This is a genomic window from Kitasatospora sp. NPDC023385, from assembly GCF_055664045.1.
In genome coordinates, this window is sequence record NZ_JBVOOL010000049.1 from 1 (window position 1) to 25,715 (window position 25,715).

At 72.9% G+C, this 25,715-nt stretch carries 20 protein-coding genes and 3 pseudogenes; 12 read left to right on the forward strand and 11 right to left on the reverse strand.

Annotated features, from left to right (window positions below; translation table 11 throughout):
• The first annotated feature begins 502 nt into the window (after positions 1 to 502).
• Positions 503 to 1,938 (forward strand): annotated as a pseudogene (locus tag AC0B61_RS35805) (nitrosuccinate lyase).
• A 148-nt stretch (positions 1,939 to 2,086) separates the two neighbouring features.
• On the opposite strand, the gene AC0B61_RS35810 reads toward AC0B61_RS35805, so the two are convergent.
• Positions 2,087 to 2,215, reverse strand: a complete 129-nt coding sequence (locus tag AC0B61_RS35810; protein ID WP_471746521.1) for a hypothetical protein — start codon at positions 2,213 to 2,215, stop codon at positions 2,087 to 2,089.
• 258 nt (positions 2,216 to 2,473) lie between these two features.
• Between AC0B61_RS35810 and AC0B61_RS35815 the strand changes: the two are divergent.
• Positions 2,474 to 2,623: pseudogene (locus AC0B61_RS35815) on the forward strand (helix-turn-helix domain-containing protein); the annotation flags it as partial.
• A gap of 158 nt (positions 2,624 to 2,781) precedes the next feature.
• Here the strand turns inward: AC0B61_RS35815 and AC0B61_RS35820 are convergent.
• Together AC0B61_RS35820 and AC0B61_RS35825 are read right to left on the reverse strand one after the other, a co-directional pair.
• A complete protein-coding gene (locus AC0B61_RS35820) occupies positions 2,782 to 3,183 on the reverse strand; it encodes a YccF domain-containing protein (RefSeq protein WP_471746523.1) in 402 nt (133 codons plus the stop codon).
• A gap of 286 nt (positions 3,184 to 3,469) precedes the next feature.
• Entirely contained in the window at positions 3,470 to 5,917 is a 2,448-nt protein-coding gene (locus tag AC0B61_RS35825; protein ID WP_471746525.1) for a collagenase, read from the reverse strand.
• 491 nt (positions 5,918 to 6,408) lie between these two features.
• Here AC0B61_RS35825 and AC0B61_RS35830 point away from each other — a divergent pair, with 491 nt between their 5' ends.
• On the forward strand, positions 6,409 to 8,346 hold the full coding sequence (locus tag AC0B61_RS35830; RefSeq protein WP_471746526.1) for an APC family permease: 1,938 nt from the start codon (positions 6,409 to 6,411) through the stop codon (positions 8,344 to 8,346).
• Between the two features lie 118 nt (positions 8,347 to 8,464).
• On the opposite strand, the gene AC0B61_RS35835 is transcribed toward AC0B61_RS35830, so the two are convergent.
• Positions 8,465 to 9,082: a transglycosylase family protein gene (locus tag AC0B61_RS35835; RefSeq protein ID WP_471746527.1), complete on the reverse strand. Its 618-nt coding sequence runs from the start codon at positions 9,080 to 9,082 to the stop codon at positions 8,465 to 8,467.
• Positions 9,083 to 9,374: 292 nt separating this feature from the next.
• On the opposite strand from AC0B61_RS35835, the gene AC0B61_RS35840 reads away from it, so the two are divergent.
• Positions 9,375 to 10,229, forward strand: a complete 855-nt coding sequence (locus AC0B61_RS35840) for an S-methyl-5'-thioadenosine phosphorylase (protein ID WP_471746529.1) — start codon at positions 9,375 to 9,377, stop codon at positions 10,227 to 10,229.
• On the opposite strand, the gene AC0B61_RS35845 is transcribed toward AC0B61_RS35840, so the two are convergent.
• Positions 10,195 to 10,671, reverse strand: a complete 477-nt coding sequence (locus tag AC0B61_RS35845; RefSeq protein WP_471746530.1) for a hypothetical protein — start codon at positions 10,669 to 10,671, stop codon at positions 10,195 to 10,197. The genes AC0B61_RS35840 and AC0B61_RS35845 overlap by 35 nt on opposite strands.
• Positions 10,671 to 11,786, reverse strand: coding sequence for a molybdopterin-dependent oxidoreductase (locus AC0B61_RS35850; RefSeq protein WP_471746531.1), 1,116 nt, complete (start codon positions 11,784 to 11,786; stop codon positions 10,671 to 10,673). The genes AC0B61_RS35845 and AC0B61_RS35850 overlap by 1 nt, the downstream gene beginning before the upstream one ends.
• A 114-nt stretch (positions 11,787 to 11,900) precedes the next feature.
• On the opposite strand from AC0B61_RS35850, the gene AC0B61_RS35855 reads away from it, so the two are divergent.
• The 3 genes from AC0B61_RS35855 (at position 11,901) to AC0B61_RS35865 (ending at position 14,713) form a co-directional block, all read left to right on the forward strand.
• Complete coding sequence (locus AC0B61_RS35855; protein WP_471746533.1) at positions 11,901 to 13,229, forward strand: glycosyltransferase 87 family protein; 1,329 nt, start codon at positions 11,901 to 11,903, stop codon at positions 13,227 to 13,229.
• Between the two features lie 214 nt (positions 13,230 to 13,443).
• Positions 13,444 to 14,121 (forward strand): molybdopterin-dependent oxidoreductase, encoded by a 678-nt coding sequence (locus AC0B61_RS35860; protein WP_471746550.1) that lies wholly within the window; start codon positions 13,444 to 13,446, stop codon positions 14,119 to 14,121.
• Positions 14,105 to 14,713: a cytochrome b/b6 domain-containing protein gene (locus AC0B61_RS35865; protein ID WP_471746534.1), complete on the forward strand. Its 609-nt coding sequence runs from the start codon at positions 14,105 to 14,107 to the stop codon at positions 14,711 to 14,713. Before AC0B61_RS35860 ends, AC0B61_RS35865 begins: the two co-directional genes overlap by 17 nt.
• A gap of 174 nt (positions 14,714 to 14,887) precedes the next feature.
• Here the strand turns inward: AC0B61_RS35865 and AC0B61_RS35870 are convergent, their stop codons facing one another.
• The 3 genes and pseudogenes from AC0B61_RS35870 to AC0B61_RS35880 all read right to left on the reverse strand — a co-directional run.
• Positions 14,888 to 15,547 carry a class I SAM-dependent methyltransferase gene (locus tag AC0B61_RS35870; protein WP_471746536.1) on the reverse strand — a complete coding sequence of 220 codons (660 nt, stop codon included), beginning with the start codon at positions 15,545 to 15,547 and terminating at the stop codon, positions 14,888 to 14,890.
• Complete coding sequence (locus tag AC0B61_RS35875) at positions 15,544 to 16,233, reverse strand: TIGR04282 family arsenosugar biosynthesis glycosyltransferase (RefSeq protein ID WP_471746552.1); 690 nt, start codon at positions 16,231 to 16,233, stop codon at positions 15,544 to 15,546. Before AC0B61_RS35875 ends, AC0B61_RS35870 begins: the two co-directional genes overlap by 4 nt.
• A pseudogene (locus AC0B61_RS35880) lies at positions 16,207 to 16,884 on the reverse strand (glycosyltransferase family 2 protein); the annotation flags it as partial. The pseudogene AC0B61_RS35880 and the gene AC0B61_RS35875, both read right to left, overlap by 27 nt.
• Positions 16,885 to 17,074: 190 nt before the next feature.
• Between AC0B61_RS35880 and AC0B61_RS35885 the strand changes: the two are divergent.
• Positions 17,075 to 17,848, forward strand: a complete 774-nt coding sequence (locus AC0B61_RS35885) for a response regulator transcription factor (RefSeq protein ID WP_471746538.1) — start codon at positions 17,075 to 17,077, stop codon at positions 17,846 to 17,848.
• Entirely contained in the window at positions 17,845 to 18,993 is a 1,149-nt protein-coding gene (locus AC0B61_RS35890) for a sensor histidine kinase (RefSeq protein WP_471746540.1), read from the forward strand. Before AC0B61_RS35885 ends, AC0B61_RS35890 begins: the two co-directional genes overlap by 4 nt.
• A gap of 38 nt (positions 18,994 to 19,031) precedes the next feature.
• Here AC0B61_RS35890 and AC0B61_RS35895 read toward each other — a convergent pair whose 3' ends face one another.
• Positions 19,032 to 20,087: an NAD-dependent epimerase/dehydratase family protein gene (locus tag AC0B61_RS35895; protein ID WP_471746541.1), complete on the reverse strand. Its 1,056-nt coding sequence runs from the start codon at positions 20,085 to 20,087 to the stop codon at positions 19,032 to 19,034.
• Between the two features lie 269 nt (positions 20,088 to 20,356).
• On the opposite strand from AC0B61_RS35895, the gene AC0B61_RS35900 reads away from it, so the two are divergent.
• Both AC0B61_RS35900 and AC0B61_RS35905 read left to right on the forward strand, forming a co-directional pair.
• Positions 20,357 to 21,943, forward strand: a complete 1,587-nt coding sequence (locus AC0B61_RS35900; RefSeq protein WP_471746543.1) for a purple acid phosphatase family protein — start codon at positions 20,357 to 20,359, stop codon at positions 21,941 to 21,943.
• A 477-nt stretch (positions 21,944 to 22,420) separates the two neighbouring features.
• A complete protein-coding gene (locus AC0B61_RS35905) occupies positions 22,421 to 25,042 on the forward strand; it encodes a fibronectin type III domain-containing protein (RefSeq protein ID WP_471746544.1) in 2,622 nt (873 codons plus the stop codon).
• A 138-nt stretch (positions 25,043 to 25,180) separates the two neighbouring features.
• Here the strand turns inward: AC0B61_RS35905 and AC0B61_RS35910 are convergent, their stop codons facing one another.
• Positions 25,181 to 25,303: a hypothetical protein gene (locus tag AC0B61_RS35910; RefSeq protein ID WP_471746546.1), complete on the reverse strand. Its 123-nt coding sequence runs from the start codon at positions 25,301 to 25,303 to the stop codon at positions 25,181 to 25,183.
• A 124-nt stretch (positions 25,304 to 25,427) separates the two neighbouring features.
• On the opposite strand from AC0B61_RS35910, the gene AC0B61_RS35915 reads away from it, so the two are divergent.
• Positions 25,428 to 25,625, forward strand: coding sequence for a DUF397 domain-containing protein (locus tag AC0B61_RS35915; RefSeq protein ID WP_471746548.1), 198 nt, complete (start codon positions 25,428 to 25,430; stop codon positions 25,623 to 25,625).
• Positions 25,626 to 25,715 lie beyond the last annotated feature (90 nt).

Consider the following 25,715-nt stretch of genomic DNA (forward strand, 5'->3'; position numbering starts at 1 on the left):
GCGAGGGAGTCCAGATCAGGCGTCACAACCGATCTTTGGACTCCCTCGCTTCATGTCATGCGCGGCGGCGAGCCCTTGGCATCAGTCATCTAGGGCACGTACCGGCTGTACTGGGCCCGGAGGAGCAGCACCTGGCCGACAGGGCGGCGGCACTGGGGCTCGGCTACCTGCCACCGGGCAACCCGGCCGACGCCGTGCTGAGCGCTGTACGGCCGGGGGAACGCGTCCTGGTGCGCGGGCTCGGGCTGAACTTCTTCGACCATCTGGCGCTGCTGACCGAGGGCCGCGGCGGCACGTTCACCCGCCAGGACGGCCGACTGGTGTACCACGCGTCCGGCAAGGAGCCTCTGCTGTACGCGAGTTCACGGCGTGGTGTGCCCTACCAGGCACGTGGCGAAAACCAGAAGGGCGCCTACGGACGGTACTTCCCGAAACTGCTCTCGGCCGAGCTCGTCAGCGCTCTTCGGCAGCAGGGCACCCCGCTCGACTTCCACCGCGACCTGTGGCCCTTGATCGCCCGCGAGGTGGAGAGCGTGTACTACGGGGCGCTGCTGGACGCCCGGACACCGGTCTGCTCTCGCCGGTCCGGGCCGGCACCCCGATCGAAGGGGCGGTCGGCGACCGGGCTGGCTCCAGGCGATGCTGGACGCCGAAGCGGCGCTGGCCCGGACGCAGGCCGGGCTTGGGGTGGTGCCGAGATCGGCGGCCGAGGCCATCACGGCCCTCGCCCGGGTCGAGAACTTCGATGTACGGGCACTCGCGCTGGCTTCCCGGGAGACCGCCAATCCTGTGGTCGGCCTGGTCCAGGCCCTGACCGAGTTGGTGGCAGCCGAGCATCCCGAGGCGGCGGAGTACGTCCACTCCGGCTCGACCAGCCAGGACATTCTGGACACCGGGGCGATGCTGGTCGCGGCCCGCGCCCTGCGGATCATCCGAGCCGACCTGGACCGGGTGGCCGAAACGCTCGCCGAGCTGGCCAAGGCCCACCGGTCCACCCCAATGGCGGGACGCACCCTCGCCCTCCAGGCCGTGCCGACCACCTTCGGCCTGAAGACGGCCGGATGGAGGCAGTTGGTGCTGGACGCGAACCGCCGGCTGATGCTGGTCGAGCGGACCGGCCTGCCGGTCTCGTTGGGCGGCGCGGCCGGCACGCTGGCCGGATACCTCGAAAACGCCCGCGCCGCCGACCCCACGACCGACGATGACCCGGCCGGCTACCTGGACCGCCTAACCGACGCCTTCGCCGCCGAGACCGGCTTGGCTCGGCCGGTCCTGCCCTGGCATGCGCTGCGGACCCCCATCGCCGACCTGGCCGCCGCGCTCGCGTTCACGGCCGGGGCGCTCGGGAAGATAGCGGTCGACGTGCAGGTCCTGACGCGGACGGAGCTCGGCGAGGTCGGCGAGCGGCCGGTGGCCGGACGCGGCGCGTCCTCCGCCATGCCGCACAAGCAGAACCCGGTGCACTCCACCCTGATCCGCAGTGCCGCACTCCAGGTGCCAGCCATCGCAACGGGTCTGACGCAATGCCTGATCACCGAGGACGAGCGCTCCGGCGGCGTCTGGCACGCAGAGTGGCAGCTGCTGCGCGAGGCGCTCCGGCTGACCGGCGGCGCCGCGCACACCGCGGTGGAACTCGCCGACGGCCTGCAGGTACGGCCCGAACGGATGGCGGCCAATCTGGCGCTGACCGGCAGCCAGATCGTCTCCGAGCGCATCTCCGCCGTCCTCGCCCCCCGGCTCGGCCGGGTGGCCGCCCGCGCACTGTCCTCCCAGGCGGCCGGAACCGCCGCGGCCACGGGCCGGGAGCTCGCCGATGTGCTCGCCGAACTTCCGGAACTAGAAGGCATATTCACTCCGGAGGCGTTGGCAGCGCTGTGCCGTCCTGAGGACTACCTCGGAGTGGCAGGACCGCTGGTCGACCGGGCCCTACGGCCCTGATCCTGACCCGAGCCGCCGTGCGCTGTTGCCCGGCTCTCCCACGGCCCAGCGCACCCCGGGCGGAAAGCATTCGTGTTCCTGCCGAGGCGCTGGGGGTGGGCACGTGCCAGGGCCGTTGCAAAATCCCGTGATCTTGTAACAGTGCTGGTCACATGATGCCCCGCAGGTCGAGCGGGCGGATGAATGGCTCGTAGGAGGCGTGCCAGACGCCGGCGGCGATGCTGCGGTGCCCGGCGGCGCGGAGGGTGTTGATCGCCAGGTTGCGTAGGGTCGCCATGTTGTCGGGGCCATGGCCGGTGCGGATCTTCGAGGCGTCCTCGGCGAAGGGGGGGAGGTCACTCCGTCCAACCGGAACTTCGGTGCATTCGTGACGGCCCACCCCCACCCCTCTCACCGCCGCGACCTGCGGACACATGATCACTGGGACTTTGAAACGCCCCTGATGAAGCCAGCGAGCCTACTGATTTCGGCGCTTCGAGGTGATTGGCCTGTTTGTGTGGCTGACTGACGGCCATTTGCGCGCTATGCCGTTGGTATGCGCTATGCGGATGGGGGCGGGCTGACGGTGAAGGCATGTCAGCGCCGTGAGGCGGTTCGGTTGGAGGCCGCCGCGTTGTTCGACGAAGGTGTCCCGCCGAAGGAGGTTGCCCGCAGGTTGCGGGTGACCGCGAAATCGGCCTACCAGTAAATGAGGCATTGCCAAGCGGGATCGCGTTCGGACGCTCAGCATGGCGCATCTTCGCCGCTCCGCTTCCGACTGACGCTAACGCGGGCCTGACCAGCACAAACACTGATGGCCGACGAGGATCTCTGCCCTCGTCGGCCATCAGTGTTGATGGAGGGTTAATAGGTGCCCCACTCCCGGTCGGTGGGGACGATCTCTCGGCCCAGCGGCATCAGCGAGATCGGGATCATCTTGAGGTTGGCCCACCCGAACGGAATTCCGATGATCGACAGGAACAGCGGAATGCTCGTGATCAGGTGCCCGATCGCCAGCCACCACCCGGCGAACACCAACCAGATGACATTGCCGACGCACGACGCGGGCCCGGCATCCGGCCGTTCCACCGCCGTCCGCCCGAACGGCCACAGGATGAACCCGGCGATCCGGAACGAGGCAATGCCGAATGGAATGGTGATGATCAGAACGCAACAGATGATGCCGGCGAGTACATAGGCAAGCGCCATCCAAATGCCGCAGAAAAGGAGCCAGATGACATTGAGGATGAACTTGATCGCCTTCATGGCTGGAACCTTCTCACGACTCGTGGTCTTGCAGCTACGACCGTTCCCTCCCCGCTCACGGGCGTGTCCACCCCCCTTAGGGGACGTTTCTCAGGGGTGAACCCGGGACGTTCCCGGGCGGTGTTCGTCGGCCGGTGCGGTCAGGCGGCGCAACTCGGCGGATCCGGCGCACCGTTGGTTCCGCGAGCAGGTCGCGGCCGCCGTCCTGGGGGCGGCGGCGCCGTGAGCCGGGCGCGGTACGGGCCCCCACAGCCCGTACCGCGCCCGGGTGTCGCGGTTACTGCGGTTACCGGCGGAGCGGCCCCTCGCAGGTGTAGTCGGCGGTGCCGGCCTTGCCGTCGGTCCAGACCTGGACCTTGCCGAAGCTGCAGTTCATGTCGTTGAGGTTGTTCGCCCCCTCGACGCCCTTGGTGCGGGTGAGGATGAAGTAGTCCACGGTGTCGGACATGTCCTTGAAGACCTTGTCCGGGTTCTTGGCGTCGGAGAGGGTGGCGGTGAGCCTGCCGGTGCAGGTGAAGCGCATCGGCTTGTCGGCCCAGTCGTGGTTGCTCGTGCAGGTGGGCGTGTTCCCGGTGGCGTCGGCGAACTCGTCCTGGACGTCGGAGGCGTCGGAGAGGTCGAGGGAGCCGTCGGCTATGAAGGTGGTCGACGGGACGTACAGGTTGCCGACGTTCTTGATCTGCGCGTCGAGGAAGGCCGAGTACTCGCCCTGCAGGGCGGTGTCGGAGCCGACGCGGTCGCGCCAGGCGTCGAAGCCGGCCGGGTCGTCGGCCCGCTGGTAGCCGTACATCTCGCGGAGCAGCGAGGGGTGCTGCTTCCAGAGGAACTCGAAGAAGGTGCCGGCGTAGTTGTAGAAGTGGAACGCCGGGGTGTCGGTGTAACGGGCGTGCAGGAGTTGGGCGATGGTCATCCGGGGGATGCCGGCGGCCTCGTCGGCGGCGAGTTTGCGGACGAGTGACTTGCGCACCAGGATGCCCTGGTCGCGGGTGGAGCCGTCGAAGAACTCGGCGGTGCCCTCGTCCATGGCGGTGGTCTTGTCGTCGGCGTACCAGCGCGGGTCGCCGAAGTAACCGGGCACCGACCAGCGGCCGTTGAGGTAGTGCACGTACTCGTGGCGGAACAGTTCCTCGAGGGTCAGCGTCGAGTCCTGCGGGACGCGCCGCTGGTAGGTGTAGAAGGTGGCGCCGCGCTCGATGTAGATGCCGCCGTTGTTGGTGCTGTAGCCGGTGAGGATCGGGTGGTAGACCTCGTAGTCGGCGCGCGAGGCGTACAGGTGGATGTGCAGGGTGGGGTTGGGGTCTCCGGCGAGCGGCTGGTCGGTGCCGAGGACGCGGAAGTACTGGGTCTTGACCTGCTTGCTCGCGTAGTACATCTGGTCGACGGTGGCCTGGTCGAGGGCGGTGTGGACCTCGATGGCGCCGTTGTCGTAGGTGTACGTGTGCGGGAAGAGCTTCGCCTCCAGGTCGGAGATGCAGACGCCGTACTGCTTGCAGACGCCGTAGGTGTTGGCCCAGCCGATGGCCTTGGCCCACGGGTCGGACCACTCGCCGAAGGCGGCCCTGGTCGCGTCGATCACCGGGCCGAGGTCGGCGAGGGTGGCGTCGTGCAGGGCCGGGACCTGGCCGAAGCGCCCGTACTCGGCGACGGCGTCGCGGGCGGCCCAGGCGTTCTTGGTGCCCTTGAGGTGGCTCCAGGAGGCGTAGGCGCGGAAGGCGGCGCGGTAGTCGGCGTCGGCGGCGACGGCGGCGAGGAATGCCGGGTCCTGGTTGGAGAGGCCCAGGTAGTTGAGGTTGAGCGCCTGGAGGACGGCTTTGCCCCAGGGGCTGCTGTCGGCGAGGGTGGTGCCGGGGGCGAGTACGCCGAGGATGCGCCGGGCGAGGCCGAGGTTGTGCTGGCGCAGGCCGTCGGCGCCGGCGGTGATGGCGGTCTCGCGCAGGATGTTCGCGGCGAGGTCGGTGCGGTCGAAGGCGTGCGCGCTGCCCGCGTACGCCGTGATCGCCTGCTGGACCGCGTCGAGGGTGGCCGGGTCGCCGAGGTTCAACTCGTGGTGCCCGTAGGCGTGGTAGGCCGTCGCGTGCAGGTACGTCAGGAGCTCGTAGAGGTGCGAGGCGCCGGTGCCGTCGTCGGTGGCGGACAACTGGGTGATCCGGTGGGCGACGGCCTGGACGTGGGCGTTGTCCATGGCGGTGGCGAAGCGGGCGTCCCAGGTCCAGAGGACGGAGCGCAGGCAGCCGTCGGCGGTGACGGCCGGGTCGGTGAGGAAGGCGGTCAGCTGGTCGGCGCCGAGGCCGGTGAAGCCGTCGAGGGTACAGGGCACGCCGGCGGCGGTGCGCGGTGCGGTGCCCTGGGATGTGGGAATGGCCGGGTCGGCGGTGGGTGCCGGGGCGCCGACGTGGTCGGGCAGCAGGCCGGGGATGAGGCTGCTGCCGAGCGAGCCGCCGCCGGGGGCCGGGGCGGGGGCGCCGGGTTTGGCGGCGTCGGCGCCGAGGTGGTCGGCGTCGTCGTAGGCGGTGCGCTGGTCGGGGTCGGCCGGGGTGGAGTCGGCCGGGGTGGAGTCGGCCGCGCCGGTCCCGGTGGGAGCGGCGGCTGCGGCGGCAGCGGTGGCTGCGGTGCCGGTGGGGAAGGCCGGGGGTGTCGGAGTGAGGGCCTGTGCGGTCTGCAGCGTGGGCAGCGTGAGGGTGACGGCCATCGCGGAGGCGAGCAGGACTCGCCTGGCAACGCGGGAAGTTGACACCGAATCTCCTGGAGGGGGAAGTGGCAGGGCGGTGCGAGGCGGCAGTGCCGTGGGTTCCGGCCCGGGACTGCCGGGGGAGGTGGGGCGGGGGTTGCGGGGGCGGGGTTGCGGGGTCGGGGCCGCCCCGGAGTGAGCCGTAACATAGCAATGTGAAATTGCACATGCCAAGAGGATGAACGAGATTGACGCCGGATCGGCCCACCGCCGTATCCCGCGCCGCGGGCCCCGCCCGCCCCCGGTCCGCTCCGGCACCCGACCCGCCGCCCCGTGCCACCCGCGCCGACCTGCGGAGCAATGACGTTTTCTTAACGCGGGCCGATGACGAATCCTTGACGCCCGTCGCATAGCCTGTCGCACTGCCGTCGCCCGACGGCGCTTTTACGGGGTCTTTAAACAAGAGGTGTCAAGTGGTTTCGTCGGGTACGACGGGGACGGCGGCCGCGGGAGCGTCGTCGGCACGAATACGGGTCCGGAGCTGGCTGCTGGAGGACGTGAACGCGGAGAAGCCCGCGCCGGAGTCCGACCCGGCGGGTGGCCCGGGGGCGCCGCACGGGGGCGCGGCGGCGGGGGAGCCCGCCGCGCCCGGTGCGCACGCCGGCCAGCGCTGGTGGCGGGTGATGTGCCTGACCGGCCTGGACTACTTCTCGACCCTCGGCTACCAGCCGGGCATCGCCGCCCTCGCCGCGGGCGTGCTGTCGCCGATCGCCACCATCGTGCTGGTGGTCGTCACCCTGCTGGGCGCGCTGCCGGTCTACCGGCGGGTGGCCAAGGAGAGCCCGCGCGGTGAGGGCTCGATCGCGATGCTGGAGCGGCTGCTGTCGTTCTGGAAGGGCAAGCTGTTCGTCCTCGCCCTGCTCGGCTTCGCGGCGACGGACTTCCTGATCACCATCACGCTGTCCGCCGCCGACGCGAGCGCCCACCTGGTGGAGAACCCGCACCTGACCAGCGTCCTCGGCGGCAAGCAGGTGCTGATCACGCTGATCCTGGTGGCGCTGCTCGGCGCGGTCTTCCTCAAGGGCTTCGGCGAGGCCATCGGCCTGGCGGTCGCCCTGGTCGGGGTGTACCTGGTGCTGAACGTGGTCGTGGTGGCCGTCGGCCTCTGGAAGATCATCGAGGCGCCGCACGTGGTCACGGACTGGACGGACGCGCTGACCGCCCAGCACGGCAACCCGGTCATCATGGTCGGCGTCGCTCTGGTGACCTTCCCGAAGCTGGCCCTCGGCCTCTCCGGCTTCGAGACCGGCGTGGCCGTGATGCCGCACATCGAGGGCGCCCCCGGTGACACCGAGGAGAAGCCCACCGGCCGGATCCGGGGCGCCCGCAAGCTGCTCACCACGTCCGCCGTGATCATGAGCTGCTTCCTGATCGCCACCAGCTTCATCACCACGCTGCTCATCCCGGCCGACGCCTTCAAGAAGGGCGGCGAGGCCAACGGCCGCGCCCTGGCCTTCCTGGCGCACGAATACCTGGGCGGCGCCTTCGGCAGCGTCTACGACCTCTCGACCATCGCGATCCTCTGGTTCGCCGGCGCCTCCGCGATGGCGGGCATGCTCAACCTGCTGCCCCGCTACCTGCCGCGCTACGGCATGGCCCCGCACTGGGCCCGCGCGGTCCGGCCGATGGTGATCGTGCTGACCCTGATCGGCTTCCTGGTGACCTGGATCTTCGACGCCAACGTCGACGCCCAGGGCGGCGCGTACGCGACCGGCGTGCTGGTGCTGATCAGCTCGGCCGCCATCGCCGTCACCATCGCCGCGTACAAGAAGCGCGAGCGCGGCTGGACCGTCGCCTTCGCGGCGATCTCCGCGATCTTCCTCTACACCACCGTGCTGAACTGCATGGAGCGGCCGGACGGTCTGAAGATCGGCGCCTGCTTCATCGCGGGCATCATCCTGGTCTCGCTGCTCTCCCGACTGCGCCGGGCGTTCGAGCTGCGCGTCACGAACGTCGAGCTGGACGACGTGGCGGAACGATTCATCCGCGACTACGCGCACCGCCCGCTGCGGCTGATCGCCAACGAGCCGAGCCACCGCGACCACGCCGAGTACCGCGACAAGATCCGCCAGATCCGCGCCGACAACGACATCCCCGGCGAGGACGACCTGGTCTTCGTCGAGGTGACCGTCCGCGACGCCTCCGACTTCGAGGCCGAGCTGACCGTCCGGGGCGAGGTGCTGCACGGGCGCTACCGGGTGCTCACCCTGGAGAGCTCCAGCATCCCCAACGCGATCGCCGCGCTGGCGCTCACCGTCCGGGACCGCACCGGGCAGCGGCCGCACCTGTACTTCGAGTGGACCGAGGGCAGCCCCTTCGCCCAGTTCCTGCGGTTCTTCCTGTTCGGACAGGGCGAGGTCGCGCCCGTCACCCGCGAGGTGCTGCGCGAGGCCGAGCCGGACCGCTCCCGCCGCCCGCGCGTCCACGTCGGCTGACCGCCGGAGCGCAGGAGCCCAGGAGCGCGGGAGCGACGGGAGAACGCGCGCATGGCGCCGCCCACGCCCGGGACGGAGTGGGCGTGGGCGGCGGGTCGGGAGGGTCGGGACGCGAGGGTCAGGACGGGAGGGTCAGGACCATGCCGGGCAGGATCAGGTCCGGGTCCTCGCCGATGGTGACGCGGTTGAGGTTGTAGAGGGTGGTCCAGCCGCCGGGGACGCGGAGGTGCTGGGCGATGTCGGTGAGGGTGTCGCCCTCGCGGACGGTCCAGGTACCGTGCTCGGCGCGGGGAGCGGCCGTGCTGTGCTTCCGGGTCGTCGTCGGGGGCGGCAGGACGGCGCCCCGGTCGTGGCCGCGGCTGGCGCGGGCGCCGCAGACGGGCCACGGCGAGAGGCCGCGGCGGCCGGCGAGGTGCTGGGCGACGGCGATCTGCTGGTCGCGGGTGGCGAGGTCGGGGCGCGGAGCGTAGGCGAGGCCGCCGTTCGCGCGCCAGGTGGGCTGGTCGAACTGGAGCCCGCCGTAGTAGCCGTTGCCGCTGTTGATGCGCCAGTTGCCGCTGCTCTCGCAGGCCGCCACGCCGTCCCAGTCGTACCGGTCGCCGTCCGCGTGTCCGGGGTCGGATCCGGTGTCGCGGCCGGGGGGCGCTGCGTGGGCCGCCGGAGCGGCGGAGAGGGCCACGCTCAGGGCACAGAGTGCGGTGGGGACGAGGCGGCGGAGGTGGGCGGTGGAAGGCATGGGCGGCTCTCAGGTCCGGGGACAGGGCACGCACCGTCCGAAGGCGGCGCCCTTCCACCGACGCACGACCGATGGGGCGTTCCGCCGCCGACACGTCGGGGAGGTCACCCGCACGGCCGCCCGGGACCACTCCGCCGGCCCGCGCCGATCGGCCACGGCTCCTGTGCCGTGCGTCCCGGCCGGGCCCGCGCCGCACCCGGCCGCCGTCCGGGAACCGTAAGGCCGATCGACGGTGCCGCGTCGAACGTGCGGCCTACAGTGGCCGGGACGTTCTCCGAGGAAGGTACGAACGATGACGATCGATCAGGGAGACCTGCGCGCCGAGCTCGGTGTGATCGGCGGCTCCGGGCTCTACGCGCTGCTGGACGACGTGACCGAGGTGCGCGTCGACACCCCGTACGGGCCGCCGAGCGACGCGCTGTTCCTGGGCGAGGTGGCCGGCCGCCGGGTCGCCTTCCTGCCCCGGCACGGGCGCGGCCACGCACTGCCGCCGCACCGGATCAACTACCGCGCCAACCTCTGGGCGCTGCACTCCCTGGGGGTGCGCCAGGTGCTCGGGCCGTGCGCGGTCGGCGGGCTGCGCCCGGAGTACGGGCCCGGGACGCTGCTGGTGCCGGACCAGTTCGTCGACCGTACGTCCGGCCGGGTGCAGACCTACTACGACGGCCTGCCGCTGCCGGGCGGGGCCGTCCCCGAGGTGGTGCACGTGTCGATGGCCGACCCGTACTGCCCGGCCGGGCGCAGGTCCGCCCTGGACGCGGCCCGCGACGCGGCCTGGGAGCCGGTGGACGGCGGCACCCTCGTGGTGATCGAGGGCCCGCGCTTCTCCACGCGCGCCGAGTCCCGCTGGTTCACCGCCAACGGCTGGTCGGTGGTCGGCATGACCGGCCACCCGGAGGCGGTGCTGGCGCGTGAACTCGGGCTCTGCTACGCCTCGTTGGCGCTGGTCACCGATCTGGACGCGGGAGTGGCGAGCGGCGAGGGCGTCACCCACGCCGAGGTGCTGGCGGCCTTCGCCGGGAACGTCGACCGGCTGCGCACCGTGCTGTTCAAGGCGCTGGAGAGTCTGCCCGCCGACCGGGACTGCGGGTGCTCGCACGCCTTGGACGGGCTCACGACGGGGCTGCCGGGCGTTCCCGGCGCCTGAACCGCGGGCCCCCACGCCGGGGGCCCCGACGCTGCGGACCCCGATGCAGCGGGCCCCGGCGCCACCGCCGGGCGAGCGCGAGCAGCAGCGCGAGCCCGGCGGTGGCCGCCAGCACCAGCAGCCAGTTGCGCAGGTAGGGGAGCGGCAGGACGGAGGAGTTGCCGTGGTTCTCGCCGTCCCGCAGGACGGCGGGCAGCCCGACGGCGCTCACCGCCGCCGCGACGACGAGCCAGCCGCGCAGCACCGGCCCGCGCGCGAGGCGCGCGCCGACGAGGCAGACCAGCGGCAGCCACAGCCCGTCGTGCAGCACCGCCGCGCCCAGCGCCCATACCAGGACGTCGAACGGGTCGGTGATGTAGGAGTCGGCGAGCAGGCCGGACAGGCCGTAGGCGGTCAGGGCGAGCCCGCCGAGCAGGAGCGCCGTGCGCAGCCACCGGGGCATCAGACCACCTCCAGGACGGCGACCCACTTGGTCTGCAGGACGCCCGGCCGGTTCGGCGCGATGATCCGCGCGGGGAAGCCGTGGTCCGCCGTCAGCACCTCGCCGTTGACCTGCAGGGCGAGCAGTGTGAGCGGGTCGAGGGTGTACTCGGCGGGCATCTGCGTCACCCGGTAGGGCCCGTCCGCCTCCAGCGAGGTGATCCGCAGCGCGGAGCCGGCCGGGGCGCCCGCCCGGGCCATCAGGTCGGCGATCCGCACGCCCGTCCAGCGGGCGCCGGCGCTCCAGCCCTCGACGCAGGTGATCGGCAACTCGACCTCGTGCTGCGGTAGTCGGTTCAGTTCGGCGAGGGAGAGCCGGTACGGGCGGGGGCCGGTCACCCGGAGCTGCCAGGTGTCGGGCACGGTGACCGTCCCGGCCTGGGCGGCGGTGCGGTTCACCGGCAGCCCCTGCGGTCCGATGTCCGGGCGGCGCGGGGCCAGCACGTCCAGTCCGCCGAGGAACGGGACGGTCTGCCCGGCGGTGGTCAGGGTGACGGCGCCCGCGGCGGCCGCCACGGCGGTGAGGAAGGCCCGGCGCTGCGGCAGCCCGGCGGCGGGGCGGCGCCAGTGCCGCGCGATCAGCGTGCCCTTCGCCGCGACATGGATCAGCAGGCCGCCGGTGGCCAGCCAGCCGAGCCAGAAGTGGGTCTGGCGGAAGGGGAAGGGCCACGGGTACCACTGCAGGGTGTTGAGCAGCCCGGTGAACAGCTCCAGCAGCATCGTGGCGACGAGGACGAGGATCCCGAGCCGCTCCAGCGCGTGCACGGCACTGCGCACCGGCGGCCACTCGAACAGCCGCGGGTAGACCGTCCACAGTTTCGCGCCGAGGAGCGGGACGGCGACGAGGCCGCTGATCACGTGCAGCCCCTGGGTCACCCGGTAGCCGTTCACCGGACGGCTCAGCAGGTACGGCGTCAGCCAGGGCGGAGGGTCCTGCAGGGCGTGGCTGATCAGCCCGGTCAGGAAGCAGACCAGCAGCGCGGCGCCCAGCAGGCGGCCGAGCACCACCGCGGTGCGCGGCTCGTGCAGCGGCGAGCGGAAGTCGGGCAGCGGCGGCGGGAGCGGTTTCGGGGTCACCTGCCCCATGGAACCGTCGAACGCCCGGTTCGCGGCGCCGCGACGTGCTTACGGAATCCGAACGGGGCCCCGCCGCTGCGTCCTCAGCCCGGCCGCCGCTGGGAGGGTGGGCGCATGCTCACTCGTGCTCTGCTCGCGCTCGCCGCCCTGGTCGGGGCGCTCGTACTGACCGTCACCGGCGGCGGGACGCTCGCCCACCGGGCGCCCCTGTACGCCTGGTACGCGGTCGACGTGGTGCTGTTCGCGCTCGCGGTCACGGCGCTGCGGCAGGTGCCGCGCCGTCAGGTGGCGCCGCTGGTGCTGGCCGGCAGCGTCGCGGTGGCCGCCGTCGGGCTGCTCGCGCCGCCGCGCACCAGCGACGACGCGTACCGGTACGTCTGGGACGGCCGGGTCCAGGCCGCGGGCATCTCCCCGTACACGCACACGCCGGACGACCCGGCGCTCGCCGGGCTGCGGGATCCGGGGCTGTGGCCCGTCGGCGGGGCGTGCGAGGGCTGGGACGAGCGGCGGACGGCCGCCGGGGACTGCACGCGGATCAATCGCCCGGCCGTGCACACCATCTACCCGCCGGTCGCGCAGGCGTGGTTCCTGGCGGTGCACCCGTTCGGCGGCGGCGTGCGCGGGGTGCAGGCCGCCGGCGCGCTGCTCGCCGTGGCGACGACCGGCGCGCTGCTGGTGGTCGGGCGGGGGAACCGGCGGGCGGCGCTGTGGGGGTGGTGCCCGGGGGTGACGGTGTGGTCGGCCAACGACGCGCACGTGGACACCCTGGGCGCGTTGCTGCTGGTCGTGGCCCTGGGCTGCCTCGCCCGCCGGAGGCTCACGGCCGCCGGCCTGCTGCTGGGCGCGGCCGTGGCGGTCAAGCTGATCCCGGGCCTGGCCCTGCCCGGCGCGCTCTCCCGACGGCCCGCCCGCGAGCGCCTCGTCCTGCTGGGCGCGGCGCTCGGCTCGTTCGCCCTGGCCTACCTGCCGTACCTCGCCGCCTCGGGCACCGGGGTGCTCGGCTACCTGCCCGGCTACCTGAAGGAGGAGGGCTACGAGCAGGGCCACCTCGACCGCTTCGGGCTGCTGGCGCTGGTGCTCCCGGACGCGCTGCTGCCCTGGGCCGCCGGGGCGGTCCTGGCCGCCGTGTCGCTGTGGGTGCTCCGGCACGGCGACCCGGACCGGCCCTGGGACGGCGCCCTGCTGGTCACCGGCACGGCGCTGCTCGTCGTGGAGCCGGCCTACCCCTGGTACGGCCTGCTGGTGGTGGCGCTGGTCGCGCTCAACGGGCGCTGGGAGTGGCTCGCCGTCCCCGCCGCCGGGCAGTACCTGTACCTCACCGGCGGCATCGGGGCCCAACAGCTCGGCTACGGCGTCGCGTTGGCGTGCGTCGTGGCCGGCGCCGCGCTGCGCGGCCGCGCGGGACGCCGGACGGCGGCCGCGATCAGGCCGGTCGGGCCCTGAGGGGCGGGGACCGGGAGTCGGTCGCCGGTAGGTCGTCGGTAGGGGTCCGGAAGGAGTCCGGCAGAGATGACGAAAGCCTGACGGATCGGCCCCGGCCGTCGTCATGCGCCGGATCACCTGGTCCAATCGTCGCGTGGACACAGCGGACAGCGCGGACAGCGCGGACGACGCCGACAGGGCGGACGGAACGGGCGACGACCCCCGGGGCACCCCGGTGGGGCGGCGCGTGGTGCTCGGGCTGCTCGGCCTCGGCGCCCTCGGAGTGGCCGCGGGCCCGTACCTGCAGCGCGTGCAGGCGAACCTCGCCGAGCAGGATCCCAGTGGGCTGGCCGGACTGCTGCCGGGCAACAACGGCTTCCGCTACTACTCGGTGGTCTCCTCCGTGCCCGAGCGGGACGCCCAGAGCTACACGCTGACCGTGGACGGCCTGGTGGACCGGCCGGCGACGCACCGGCTGTCCGACCTCCAGGCGATGCCCCAGCGCCGCCTGGTCAAGGACGTCCAGTGCGTCACCGGCTGGCGGGTGCCGAACACCCCCTTCGAGGGCGTGCCCCTGGCACACCTGCTGGACGCGGCCGGCGTGCGGCCGGGCGCCACCGCCGTCCGGTTCAGCTGCTTCGACGGCGCGTACACCGAGAGCCTCACCCTGGAGCAGGCCCGGCGCGACGACGTGCTGGTCGCGCTGCGGATGCAGGACAGCCCGATCTCGCACACCCACGGCGGACCGGTGCGGCTCTACGTCGCCCCGATGTACTTCTACAAGTCCGCCAAGTGGCTCTCCGGAATCACCGTGACCGGCTCGGTCGAGCCGGGCTACTGGGAAAACAACGGCTACGACGTCGACGCCTGGGTCGGCCGGTCGAACGGGCGGGACGATGCGCCGACGAACTGAACTCCTCCTCCGCTTCACCCGCGCCGAGCGCTGGGTGCACCGGACGACCGCCCTGCTGATGGGCGTCTGCCTGGTCACGGCGGCTTGCCTCCACCTCGCGCCGCTCGCCGAACTCGTCGGCAACCGGCGCCTGGTGGTGACCGCGCACGTGTGGTGCGGACTGGCCCTGCCCGTGCCGCTGCTGCTCGGCCTCGCCTCCCGGGCGCTGCGCGCCGACGCCGCCCGGCTGAGCCGCTTCACCCCGGCGGACCGGGCGTGGCTGCGCGCCGTGCGGCGCCGCTCCGCACCCCGCCCGGCGGGCAAGTTCAACGCCGGGCAGAAGCTGTACGCGCAGTGGACGCTCGGGACGATGCTGGTGATCCTCGGCACCGGGCTGCTGATGTGGCTCACCCACCTCGCCCCGCCCGCCTGGCGCACCGGCGCGACCTTCGTACACGACTGGCTGGCCGCGGCCATCGCCGTGGTGGTCGCCGGGCACGTGCGGATGGCCTGGCAGGACGCGGAGTCCCGGCTGGGGATGCGCACCGGGCTGGTGGAGCGCCGCTGGGCCGAGCGCGAGCACCCGCAGTGGCGGCCCACCGACGGGGAGTAGAAGCCGGGGCGAACGTCTTGTCGCAGCTCGGGGCATCTGGCAGGCTCGGCCGGGACGCCGCGAAGGGTGCCGCCGGGGCACCTCGACCGAGGGGCCGAGAGGCGGTTGGGCGACAGCCGCACGCGTGGTGCACGACCGGCACCCTGCAAGACCCCCTGGACCCCGGCGCCAATCTCACCCCGCGCGTCGCAGCGCGAGGAAGCGGCGGCCGTGCGAGGTCCAGCGCTCCGCCTCCACCAGGCCCGCGGCGGCGCGGGCCCGGCGCAGCGTGGCGGCCGCGCCGAGCCGCGCCCAGGGGAACGGCGGGCCGAACCGCCCGTCCGGGCCCTCCACCCGCACCGTGCTGCGCTCGTCCAGCTCGCCCGGCTCCACTTCGACGAGCAGCCGGCCGTCCGGCGCGATGAGTTCGGCGCCCCGCCGGAGCAGGGCGTCCGGGTCGCCGCCGATGCCCAGGTTGCCGTCGGCCAGCAGGGCGGCGCCCCAGCGGCCTTCGGCGGGCAGCCGGTCGAAGACCGAGCGGCACAGCGCCGGGCCGCCGAGGCCGACGGTGCGCGTGACGGCCGCCCTGGTGATGTCCACACCGAGGGCCGGGACGCCGAGGGAGAGCAGCGCGGCCACCAGCCGCCCCGGTCCGCATCCGAGGTCGAGGACGGGTACGGCGGGCCGGGTGCAGCGCAGCAGCAGGCTGTGGTCGGCTCCGGCGGCCGGGGCGCACCAGCGTTCGATGTCCAGCCGCAGCCGTCGGCCGTCCTCGCGGCGCAGCCAGAGGGGGCCGCGCCCGGTGCGGACGGCCTCGGCGAACGGGTCGTCCACCCAGGGCGCGGTCGTCGTCACCGGGCCACCCCGGGCGTCAGGCCGACCTCGCCCAGTCGCGCGGCGAAGCGGCTGCGCGGAGCGTCGGCGGCGACCAGGAGGGCGTCGTCGACGGTGTCCACGTCGGTGAGCTGCGGTAGCTGATGGACCGTCAACTCTGCTTCGGTGAGGCGCTGGAGGAGTGCCGCTCCGGTCCGAGGTGTGGACATCGGCACGCCGTGCAGCAGGCGTGCGGCCAGCTGCGCCGTCGGGCGGGCGAGCCCCAGCGCCCAGAAGCCGCCGTCCGCCGCCGGCCCGTACCAGGCGTCCACGCCCGCCCGCCGGGCGGCCGACAGCGGCTCGGCCAGCGCGGCGGCGCTCAACTGCGGAGTGTCCATCCCGACCAGCAGCGCGGGCGCCCAGGGGGCCAGCCGGGCGGCGTGCGCGAAGGCGGCGGCCAGGCGTTCGTCCAGCCCGCCGCCGGCCTGCGGGAGCACCTCCCAGCCGGCGGGCAGCCACCGGCCCGGCTCGCCGTCCAGCACCAGCAAGCGCCGACCGGCCGGCATCGCGCCCAGGGCGTGCAGGGTGTCGGTGAGCGCGGCCTCGGCCAGCGCGGCGGCCTGCTCGGGAGTGCACGGCGGGGTGAGCCGCGTCTTCACCCGGCCCGGGACGGGCGCCTTCGCGATCACCAGGAGCGTCGGCGGGGGCGCGGCCAGGACGGTGCGCATGTCCCGGACGGCCTGACGGGTGCCGCGAAGGGTGCCGGTGACCTTGGACCGGCCGGTGCGCGGCAGGTAGTCGACGGGCGTCTCGGCGATCCGCAGCCCGGCCGCCGAAGCCGCGAGCACCATCTCCAGCGGGTAGCCGGAGCGCCGGTCGCCCAGCCCGAGGGCCAGCAGCCGGTCCCGGCGGGCGGCGCGCATCGGCCCGAGGTCGTGCAGCGGCGCGCCGGTGCGGGCGCGCAGCCGCCGGGCCAGGGCGGCGTTGGCGAGGCGGGCGTGCAGCGGCCAGGCGCCCGGGCCGGCCGGGCGGCGGCGCCCCAGGACGAGGTCGGCGGCGCCGTCCAGCACCGGGCCGGTGACCCGGGGGAGTTGGGCGGGATCGAGCGAGCCGTCGCAGTCCAGGAAGCAGACCAGGTCGGCGGTGGCGGCGCGCAGCCCGGCGTGGCAGGCCGCGCCGAAGCCGCGCCGGGGCTCGTCGACCACGGTCGCGCCGAGGGAGCGGGCGAGCTCGGCGGAGCCGTCCCGCGAGCCGTTGTCGACGACGACCGCCCGCCAACCCGCCGGGATCCGCCCCAGCACCCAGGGCAGCGCGGCGGCCTCGTCGAGGCAGGGCAGCACGACGTCGACGGTCGGGGAGGCGGAGGTGGGTGAGGTCACGCGGGCCACGTTAGGTGCGCGGGGGCGGCGTACGGCCGTACCGGCGCCTTACGGAAGTCGGACGTCGCGGCGGCTGACCCGTCCGGCGGAGCGGGGGGAGGTGCCGTGGGGGGATGCGGCTCCGGGGTGCTCGGGCAGACCCCGGCGGATCTTACGGAACGCGGACGCCCTCCGGCGGAGGACGCGGAGGATGCCGCAGCCTCCTATCCTCGGCGGGGTGAACGACACCCCGTACATCCTGGTGATCGACGACGACCCGACGGTCGCCGAGGTCGTCGCCGGGTACCTCACCCGCGCCGGATGCCGCGTGGACCGCGCCGCCGACGGCGCGCAGGGCCTCGCCCTCGCCGAGCGCACCCGGCCCGACCTGCTGGTGCTGGACCTCATGCTGCCCGGCCTCGACGGCCTGGAGGTGCTTCGCCGGCTGCGCGCCTCCGCCGCCGGCGCCGGACTGCCGGTGGTCCTGCTCACCGCCAAGGGCGACGAGGCGGACCGCATCCTCGGCCTGGAGCTCGGCGCGGACGACTACGTGACCAAGCCGTTCAGCCCGCGCGAGCTGGTGCTGCGGGTGCAGTCGGTGCTGCGCCGCGCCCGGGCCGCCACGGCGCAGGGAGCGGACGCGGCCCGGGAGGCGGACGGCGGGCCGCTGCGCTCCGGGGACGTCACGCTCGACCCCAAGGCCCGGCGCGCTCACCGCCGCAGTCGGGAACTCGCCCTCACCCTGCGCGAGTTCGACCTGCTGGCGTTCCTGATCCGGCACCCCGGCACGGTGTTCTCCCGCCAGGACCTGATGCGCCGGGTCTGGGGCTGGGACTTCGGCGACCTCTCGACCGTCACCGTGCACGTCCGCCGGCTGCGCGAGAAGATCGAGGACGACCCGGCCGCGCCCGCCCTGATCAGCACCGTCTGGGGTGTCGGCTACCGCTACGACCCCGCCGGCGGCGCGCCGGGCGGTGCGGCGTGAAGGACCTCCTGCTGATCGCCCTGTTCGCCGCGCTCGGCGCGGGCGGGGCCGGCCTGCCCGGCTGGGCGGCGATCCGGCTGCTGCGCCGCCGCTCGGTGGCGTGGTCGCTGTTCTGCGTGGCCGTGGTGACCGTGCTCGCGGTGACTTCCGGCACCCTCGCCGTCGCCCAGGCGATGTTCCTGTCCACCCACGACCTCGGCGTGGTCATCACCGTGCTCGGCATGGCCGCCGTCGTCTCGCTGCTGACCGCCGCGCTGCTCGGCCGCCAGGTGGTGGCCGGCAGCCGGGCGCTCACGGTGGCTGCCCGCACGGTCGGCAGCGACGCCGGGTTCACCGCGCCCGACCGTCCACTCGGCGCCGAACTAGCTGCCCTGAGTGCCGAGTTGGAAGCCACCAGCGCCCGGCTGGCGGAATCCCGGGCGCGCGAGAAGACACTGGAGCACTCCCGCCGGGAGCTGATCGCCTGGATCTCGCACGACCTGCGCACCCCGCTGGCCGGCCTGCGGGCGATGGCCGAGGCGCTGGAGGACGGCGTGGCCGAGGAGCCGGAGCGGTACCTGGTGCGGATCCGGACGGAGGTCGAACGGCTCACCGGGATGGTCGACGACCTGTTCGAGCTCTCCCGGATCCAGGCCGGAGCGCTCGCCCTCTCGCTCACCCGGGTCTCCGTCTACGACCTGGTCGACGACGCGCTGGCCGGGGCGTACCCGCTGGCCCGGCGCCGGGGCGTGCGGCTGGAGGGGCGGCAGGTGGCGGCCGAGCCGGTCGAGGTGGACAGCCGGGAGATCACCCGCGTCCTCGGGAACCTGCTGGTCAACGCGATCCGCTCGACCCCCGAGGACGGCGTGGTGGCGGTGGCCGCCCGGCGGGAGGCGGACGAGGTGGTCCTGTCGGTGACCGACGGCTGCGGCGGCATCCCCGAACAGGACCTCCCCCGGGTGTTCGAGACGGGCTGGCGCGGCGGCTCCGCCCGTACCCCCCGCCGCGACGACGGCCGGGCGGCGGGCGAACCCGGGGACAGCGGCGCCGGGCTCGGACTGGCCATCGTGCGCGGCATCGTCGAGGCGCACGCCGGACGGGCCCGGGTGCACAACGTCGTCGGGGGCTGCTGCTTCGAGATCGCCCTGCCGGCGCCGCGCGGATAGGGGGCGGCGGCGCTGCGAGTGCGGCGGTGCGGGGCGCCTCAGACCCGCAGCGGCGCCGTCGCGAACTCGGCCATCCCGGCGTGGAACGCCATCCGGGGCCGCCAGCCGAGCTCGGCGCGCAGCCGGGCGGAGTCCGCCGTGATGTGCCGGACGTCGCCGAGGCGGTACTCGCCCGTCACCAGCGGCGCCGGGCCGCCGAACGCCGTCGCCAGCGCCGCGGCCATCTCGCCGACCGTCCGGGCCTCACCGCTGCCGACGTTGTAGGCGCGGGCGCTGCCCGCCGGGCGGGCGCCGACTGCGGCGAGGGCCGCCAGGTTGGCGGCGGCGACGTCCTCGACGTGCACGAAGTCGCGGCGCTGGCCGCCGTCCTCGAACACCCGCGGCGCCTCCCCCCGGGCCAGCGCCGAACGGAACAGCGAGGCGACCCCCGCGTACGGGGTGTCGCGCGGCATGCCCGGGCCGTAGACATTGTGGTAGCGCAGCGTCAGGACGGTGCCCCCGCAGGCGCGCGCCCAGGCGGAGGCCAGGTGCTCCTGGGCGAGCTTGGTGGCGGCGTAGACGTTGCGCGGATCGGCCGGGGCGTCCTCGGTGACCAGGCGGGGCCGCAGTGGGCCGTCGCAGACGGGGCAGGGCGGTTCGAAGCAGCCGGCGTCGAGGTCGGCCGGGCGGCGCGGGCCGGGCGCGACGTCACCGTGCGCGGGGCAGCGGTAGCGGCCCTCGCCGTACACCACCATCGAGCCCGCCAGGACGAGCCGTCGCACGCCGGTACGGGCCATGGCGGCCAGCAGGACGGCGGTGCCGAGGTCGTTGCAGCCCGCGTAGGCGGGCGCGTCGTCCAGGTCGAGCCCGAGACCGACCATCGCCGCCTGGTGGCACACCGCGTCCACCCCGGCGAGCGCCCGCTCGACGGCGGCCGCGTCACGCACGTCCCCGTGGTGGAACGCCACCCCCTCCGGCAACTCCGGCGCCCGCCCGGAGGGGTGGACGGCGGGCAGCAGCGCGTCCAAAACCCGCACCCCGTGCCCGGCCGCCACCAGCGCACGCACCACAGCCGACCCGATGAACCCGGCACCGCCGGTGACCAGAATCTCCATGCCGCCGACGCTAGCCGCGCCCGGGGGCCGTACGGCGGGGTACGGCGGTGTGCGGGGGCGGCGTCAGACTTCGGTAATCCGTCCGGCGGAGCGCCGCCCGCCGCGCCCGGTGCGGGTGGCGTTCAACTGCCGTTCGCCGTCCGCACGGTACGAAGGCGCCTGTCCGTTCCGTCGGCCATGGGATCCTCCTCGGCGTTTCTCGGAGCCAGGAGGCGGCAGTGGCACACCTTTCGACAGATCCTTCGCACCCTTTGCGCCCTTCGCACCCATTGCGCCCGTCGCGCAGGACGGTCCTGCGGACGGCCACGGCGGCCGGCGCGCTCGCCACACTGCCCGCGTCCACCCTGCTGTGGACCCAGCCGGCCCTGGCCGGCACCCCCGGGCCGGAGCAGATCCACCTCCAGTGGGGCAACGAACCGTCCCGCGAGATGACCGTCTCCTGGGCGACCGCCGCCACCGTGCGCCGCCCCCGGGTCCGGATCGGCACCCCGCGCGGCGGCGGCGGGCACACCGTCGACGCCGAGACGCGGACGTACGTCGACGGGCTGAACAAGGTCGAGACCTTCACCCACCACGTCCGCCTGCGCGACCTGAAGCCCGACACCACGTACGTGTACGAGGTGCTGCACGACGGCGCCGACGCGGTGCGCGGCACCTTCCGCACCGCGCCCGCCCGGGGCCGGGCCGCCTTCCGGTTCACCAGCTTCGGCGACCTCGGCACCGGCGACAACGTGTTCGCGAAGTCCTCGATCCACGGCGCTGCGGCTGTCCGCCAGGTCGAACAGTTCGCCCCGCTGTTCCATCTGCTCAACGGCGACCTCGCGTACGCCAACAACAACCCGCAGCTCCAGCCGCAGTGCTGGAACGCGTTCATGAACAACCTGTCGAAGTCGGCCGCGAGCCGCCCGTGGATGCCCGCGCCCGGCAACCACGAAGTCGAGGCAGGCGGCGGCGACCTCGGATACGCCTCCTACCGGACCCGCTTCGAACTGCCCGACAACGGCACCCGCGACTACTGCGGCAACTGGTACAGCTTCCAGGTCGGTTCGGTGCTCTTCGTCAGCCTCGACGGCAACGAGATCGCCGTCGAGGACGACGCCAGCATCGACCCCGCCACCGGCCGGTCCATCTACCTCAGCGACTACAGCGAGGGCGCCCAACTCCGCTGGCTGGAACGGGTTCTGTCGCGCGCCCGGCACGGCCGCCAGGTCGACTGGATCGTCGCCAACCTGCACCAGTTCGCGATGTCCTCGTCCGCCGCCAGCCACGGCGGCGACATGGGAATCCGCGAGAAGCTGCTGCCGCTGCTCGACCGCTACTCCGTCGACCTCGTCCTCGCCGGACACGACCACGACTACGAGCGCACCCACCCCGTCCGGGGCACCGAAGCGGGCGGACTGCTCACCCCCGCCGTCGCCGACGACGACCTGCGCCAGATCGACACCTCACAGGGCACCGTCCACCTCATCCTCGGCGGCGGCGGCACCGCCGGGCACGACGACGTCTACCTGCCCGCCGACGCCGACGGCGTCCGGCAGGCGAGCGTGCGCACCCAGCGCCTCACCTTCAAGGCCGACCCGGACGCCAAGGAGAAGGCCCACTGGTCGGCCGTCACCGACCCCGACACCCACTACCCGTACGGCGTCGCCGTCTTCGACGTCGACCCGGGGCTGGTCCCCGGTGGCCGCACCACCATCACCGTCAGCTACTACCACTCGGCACCGGCCACCGCCGCCAACCCGGTGCCGACACCGGTGCTGTACGACCGCTTCACCCTCTACCGCGACCGCAGCGACGGCTGGGGCGGGGACGAGGAGGACTCCGACTCCCGGGACGAGCGCGCCGCCGCCCGGTAGCCGCACCTGTCGGGCAGGCCCGCTGCGCTGCCCCGGCGCGGCGGGCCGGCGCGGCGGGCCCGGGCGGGCGACCGCACCGATTCTTCGCCCCGGACCGAGGCACCGGACCGGAGCGGGAGAAGAGGAGTGTCCGATGCGCGCACTCACACAGGTGGGCCGGGTGGTGATGGCCGCGCCGCCGGCACCCCGACAGCCGTACCCGGCACCTCCAGGTGACTCGACGTCACAGCCCGGCAGTTCAGCGCTTGTAGGCATCCTGCGCGTACGACATGATCACCCAATTGGTGCTCTTCGCCCCTCAGGTGGTGCGGAGTGCTCGAAACACCGCCCCGGCACATGACTTCGCGTTCCGGGATCCTTCGCTGTTGAGGAGTGATGGGTGGCATGCCCGGATTAGGAATGGCGAGAACACGTCCCGGCGGGCGCAGGCGGCAGAGGCGCCTGCGCAGCAATTGCCTCATTGCGTTCACCTTGACGGTGGCGTTGCTGATGGTCGGGTCCACAGGGCCCGCCGTGGCGCAGGGGCCCGTCAAGGGGCCTGTTGAGGCGTGCGGCGAGCACGCCACGTCCTTCGCCGTCGAACAGGACGCGCCCGTGACGCTCCGTATGGGCTGCGCCCGTGACGCCGGGACGCTCGGGCAGCTGGGGAAGGCCGATGACGACTTGATCATCGCCCTCGACTTCCACGTTCCCCCCGAGGGTCAGGAACAGTTGGACAAGGTCAAGTCGAGCTGGGCCGACTCGATACGTGCGGACCAGGACGCGGGCCTGACTGTGGGCGCGTCGGTGGCCAAGCGGCTCCAGCAGAACAGCGTGGGTATCTACCCCCCGAAGGACTGGAGCACCACCACCGACCACGACGGGCGCGTGGTCTCCGTCGCGGACAGCCTCGTGTTCGTGGTGCCCAAGGCGGAGGTCGGTACCACGGCGAACTGGTGGCAGAAATGGATAGCCGGTGGTGTCGCCCTCGGCGTCACCATCGTCTCCGGAGCCGCGTGCCTGCTCGCGTTCAACGTGGGGGCTCCGGCGGCGGCCCCGGTATGCGGAGCGGTGAGCGGGGCGATGGGCTCACTCGTCGGTGAGCTGATGAACGCCTATTTCGACAACCGTTCGCTGGGTGACGCCGAGGTGTGGAAGGAGGCGCTGGCCGTCGCGATGTGGGGTGCCGTCAGCGGCGGCCTCGGCGGCCAGCTGCTGAAGTGGGCTGCTGTGGGCACCTCCTCCCTGATAACGGATGCGCAGAGAAGCCTGCGAGGCTTTGTGACGAAGCTGGGGAACATGGGCAATGTCCTCGGATTCATGGCCGGCAGCCTCGAGGGTATGGGGCCGAAACTGTACGAGTCCCTGCTAAGGCTTTCCCGCGGTGTCGGCCAGTCCACGGTGCCGCTGAAGGTCATGGTGGTGGGCGATTCGATGACTCAGGGCTATGAAGGCGACTGGACCTGGCGCTACCGCCTGTGGGAATGGTTCAAGCAGGAGCGCATCGACGTCGATTTCGTCGGTCCGTACGACGGAACCCGGCCGCAGGAGTCCCCCACGGCCCCGCCCGTGCCGCCGCTGCCGGGGAAAGGCCCGCAACCGGCCAAGAGCGCTCCCGCCACTACGGGCGGCTACGCCGACGGAGTCGCGCCGGAATTCGACACCGACCACTTCGCGGTCTGGGGCCGGCAGGCGGCGGAGGACCAGAAACTGATCGCCGAACAGGTGGCGAAGTACCAGCCCGACCTGCTGCTGGTGGGGCTCGGGTTCAACGACATGGGCTGGTTCGTCAGTGGCCCGGAAGGCACTCTGGACAGTATGCGGACGCTGGTCGACCAGGCCCGCGCCGTCAAACCGGACCTCAACTTCGCTCTGGCCAACGTCCCGCAGCGGACGTTCATCGGCGGCCGGGACGACCTGCCCGGCAACACCACGAAGTACAACAGCATGCTCGCGGACGCGATCCCGTCGTGGAGTACCGGCAAGTCCCGCGTGGCCCTGGTCGACTGGGCGGGCAACTACAGCTGCGACAGGAACAGCTGTCCTGCCGGCTACGACGGGCTGCACCCCAACGCCCTGGGCGAATACCAGATCGCCCAGGCATTCGTGCGCACCTTGCACAACAGCTACGGTCTCGGCAGCCAACTGATCACCATCCCCGCGCACATCCCCGACCGGCCGACGCTCGCGCCGGGCACGATCTGGGTCGACTCCGGACCGAGCGGAATCACCCTGAAGTGGAAACCGGTCTACGGCGCCCGCGGTTACACCGTCCGGCACCGGATCAAGGGCTCCAGCACCTGGACCGAGACGCCGGTCAGAGCGGCCCGCTTCGACACCACCTGGACCCTCGACGGCTGGGAGTGGGAGTACGAGGTCCGCACCGACAACGCCGACGACGGGAAGTCCGGGTGGTCCAAGACGCTCAGTGCCACCGCGCACCCGAAGACCGCCGCGGCGCCTACGGGGATCGTCACCCGTGCCACCGCCACCGGCGTGGACGTGTCCTGGGACGCGCCGACCGGCCCGTACACCGACACGATCGACCGGTACGAGATCATCACCTGGGACAGGGACACCCCCGGGGCGTTCATCAGCAGCACCGCGGTCGACGGTAAATCGGGGCACATCGACGGGTTGAAGCCGGGCCACCACTACCTCGTCGCGGTGGCCACGTGGAATGCCGCCGGTGGCGGAATGCCGGGCGTCGCCCGTTCCGTCACCGTCGGCGCCGGGACACCACCGGCCCCCAGCGGCTTGGAGGTCACCTCCACCGACGCCACCACCGTGCAGTTGACCTGGGCCGGGTCCGACCAGGCCGCCGGCTACCGTGTCTGGATCCGTAATATCAACGACGGCAGCCCGTCCAAGGCCGACGAGTACGTCACCAACGAAGCCGGCCGGGGCATCGCCTACCTGGTTCCCGGCGTCTGGAACTACGAATTCTGCGTCAGCGCAATCAACGGCGAAGCCGAATCCGGTAAGTCCAACTGCGTGATCGCCTTGCGGCCTCCGTCGAAAGGCGCGGGCGCGCCTTCGCCAACGGACACCGAGAAGCAGGGCAACCCGCTCTCCGCCCTGATCCCGGCTCCCCGGACACCGGCCGCGTCGGTCGGATAGCCCCACCTGACGAGACGGCGGCAGGGAACACACCCTGCCGCCTCTTGCTCGCATCCACATACGCGCCCTGATCCAGAACAGCCACTTCGCCGGCAGAGTCGACTCGCCGACTTCCTACGCAGAGGGCGGACCGGGGCGTCAGGCGGCTGCGGGTCGGTCGATGGCGGCGGTGTCCGGCTGGGCGAGCCAGACCAGGCGCGCGGTGATCCCGGGCTGGCCGGCGAAGTGGCGTAGGGCCCGCTCGGGCGAGGGGAGGGTCATGCGGGCCCGCCCGTCGAGGGAGATGACGTGCGTCGGGCCGTCGTTGTCGACGAGCCCCCAGGGGCCACCGTGATTCTCGTGACCTCATCGCCCGTATCGAGAAGGACACCTGAGAGGAAGGCCCATGTCGGCTCTCAACTGGCGGAAATCCACCTACAGCTCCGAATCGGTCAACTGCATCTACCTCGCCATGGCCCCCGACGACAGCGTCAGGATCCGTGAGAGCGACGCCCCCGGCACCGTCATCTCGACCTCGCCCGACGCGCTCCGCGCGCTCCTACTCGGCGTCAAGGCGGGGGAGTTCGACCACCTGACGACCTAGAAGTTCACTGAAAATCAGGGGTTCTGGCCCCGCGTCACTCGGTGTGGGGTCAGACTGCTGGTGTGCTGGGACAGTGGGATGGGGAGTTGG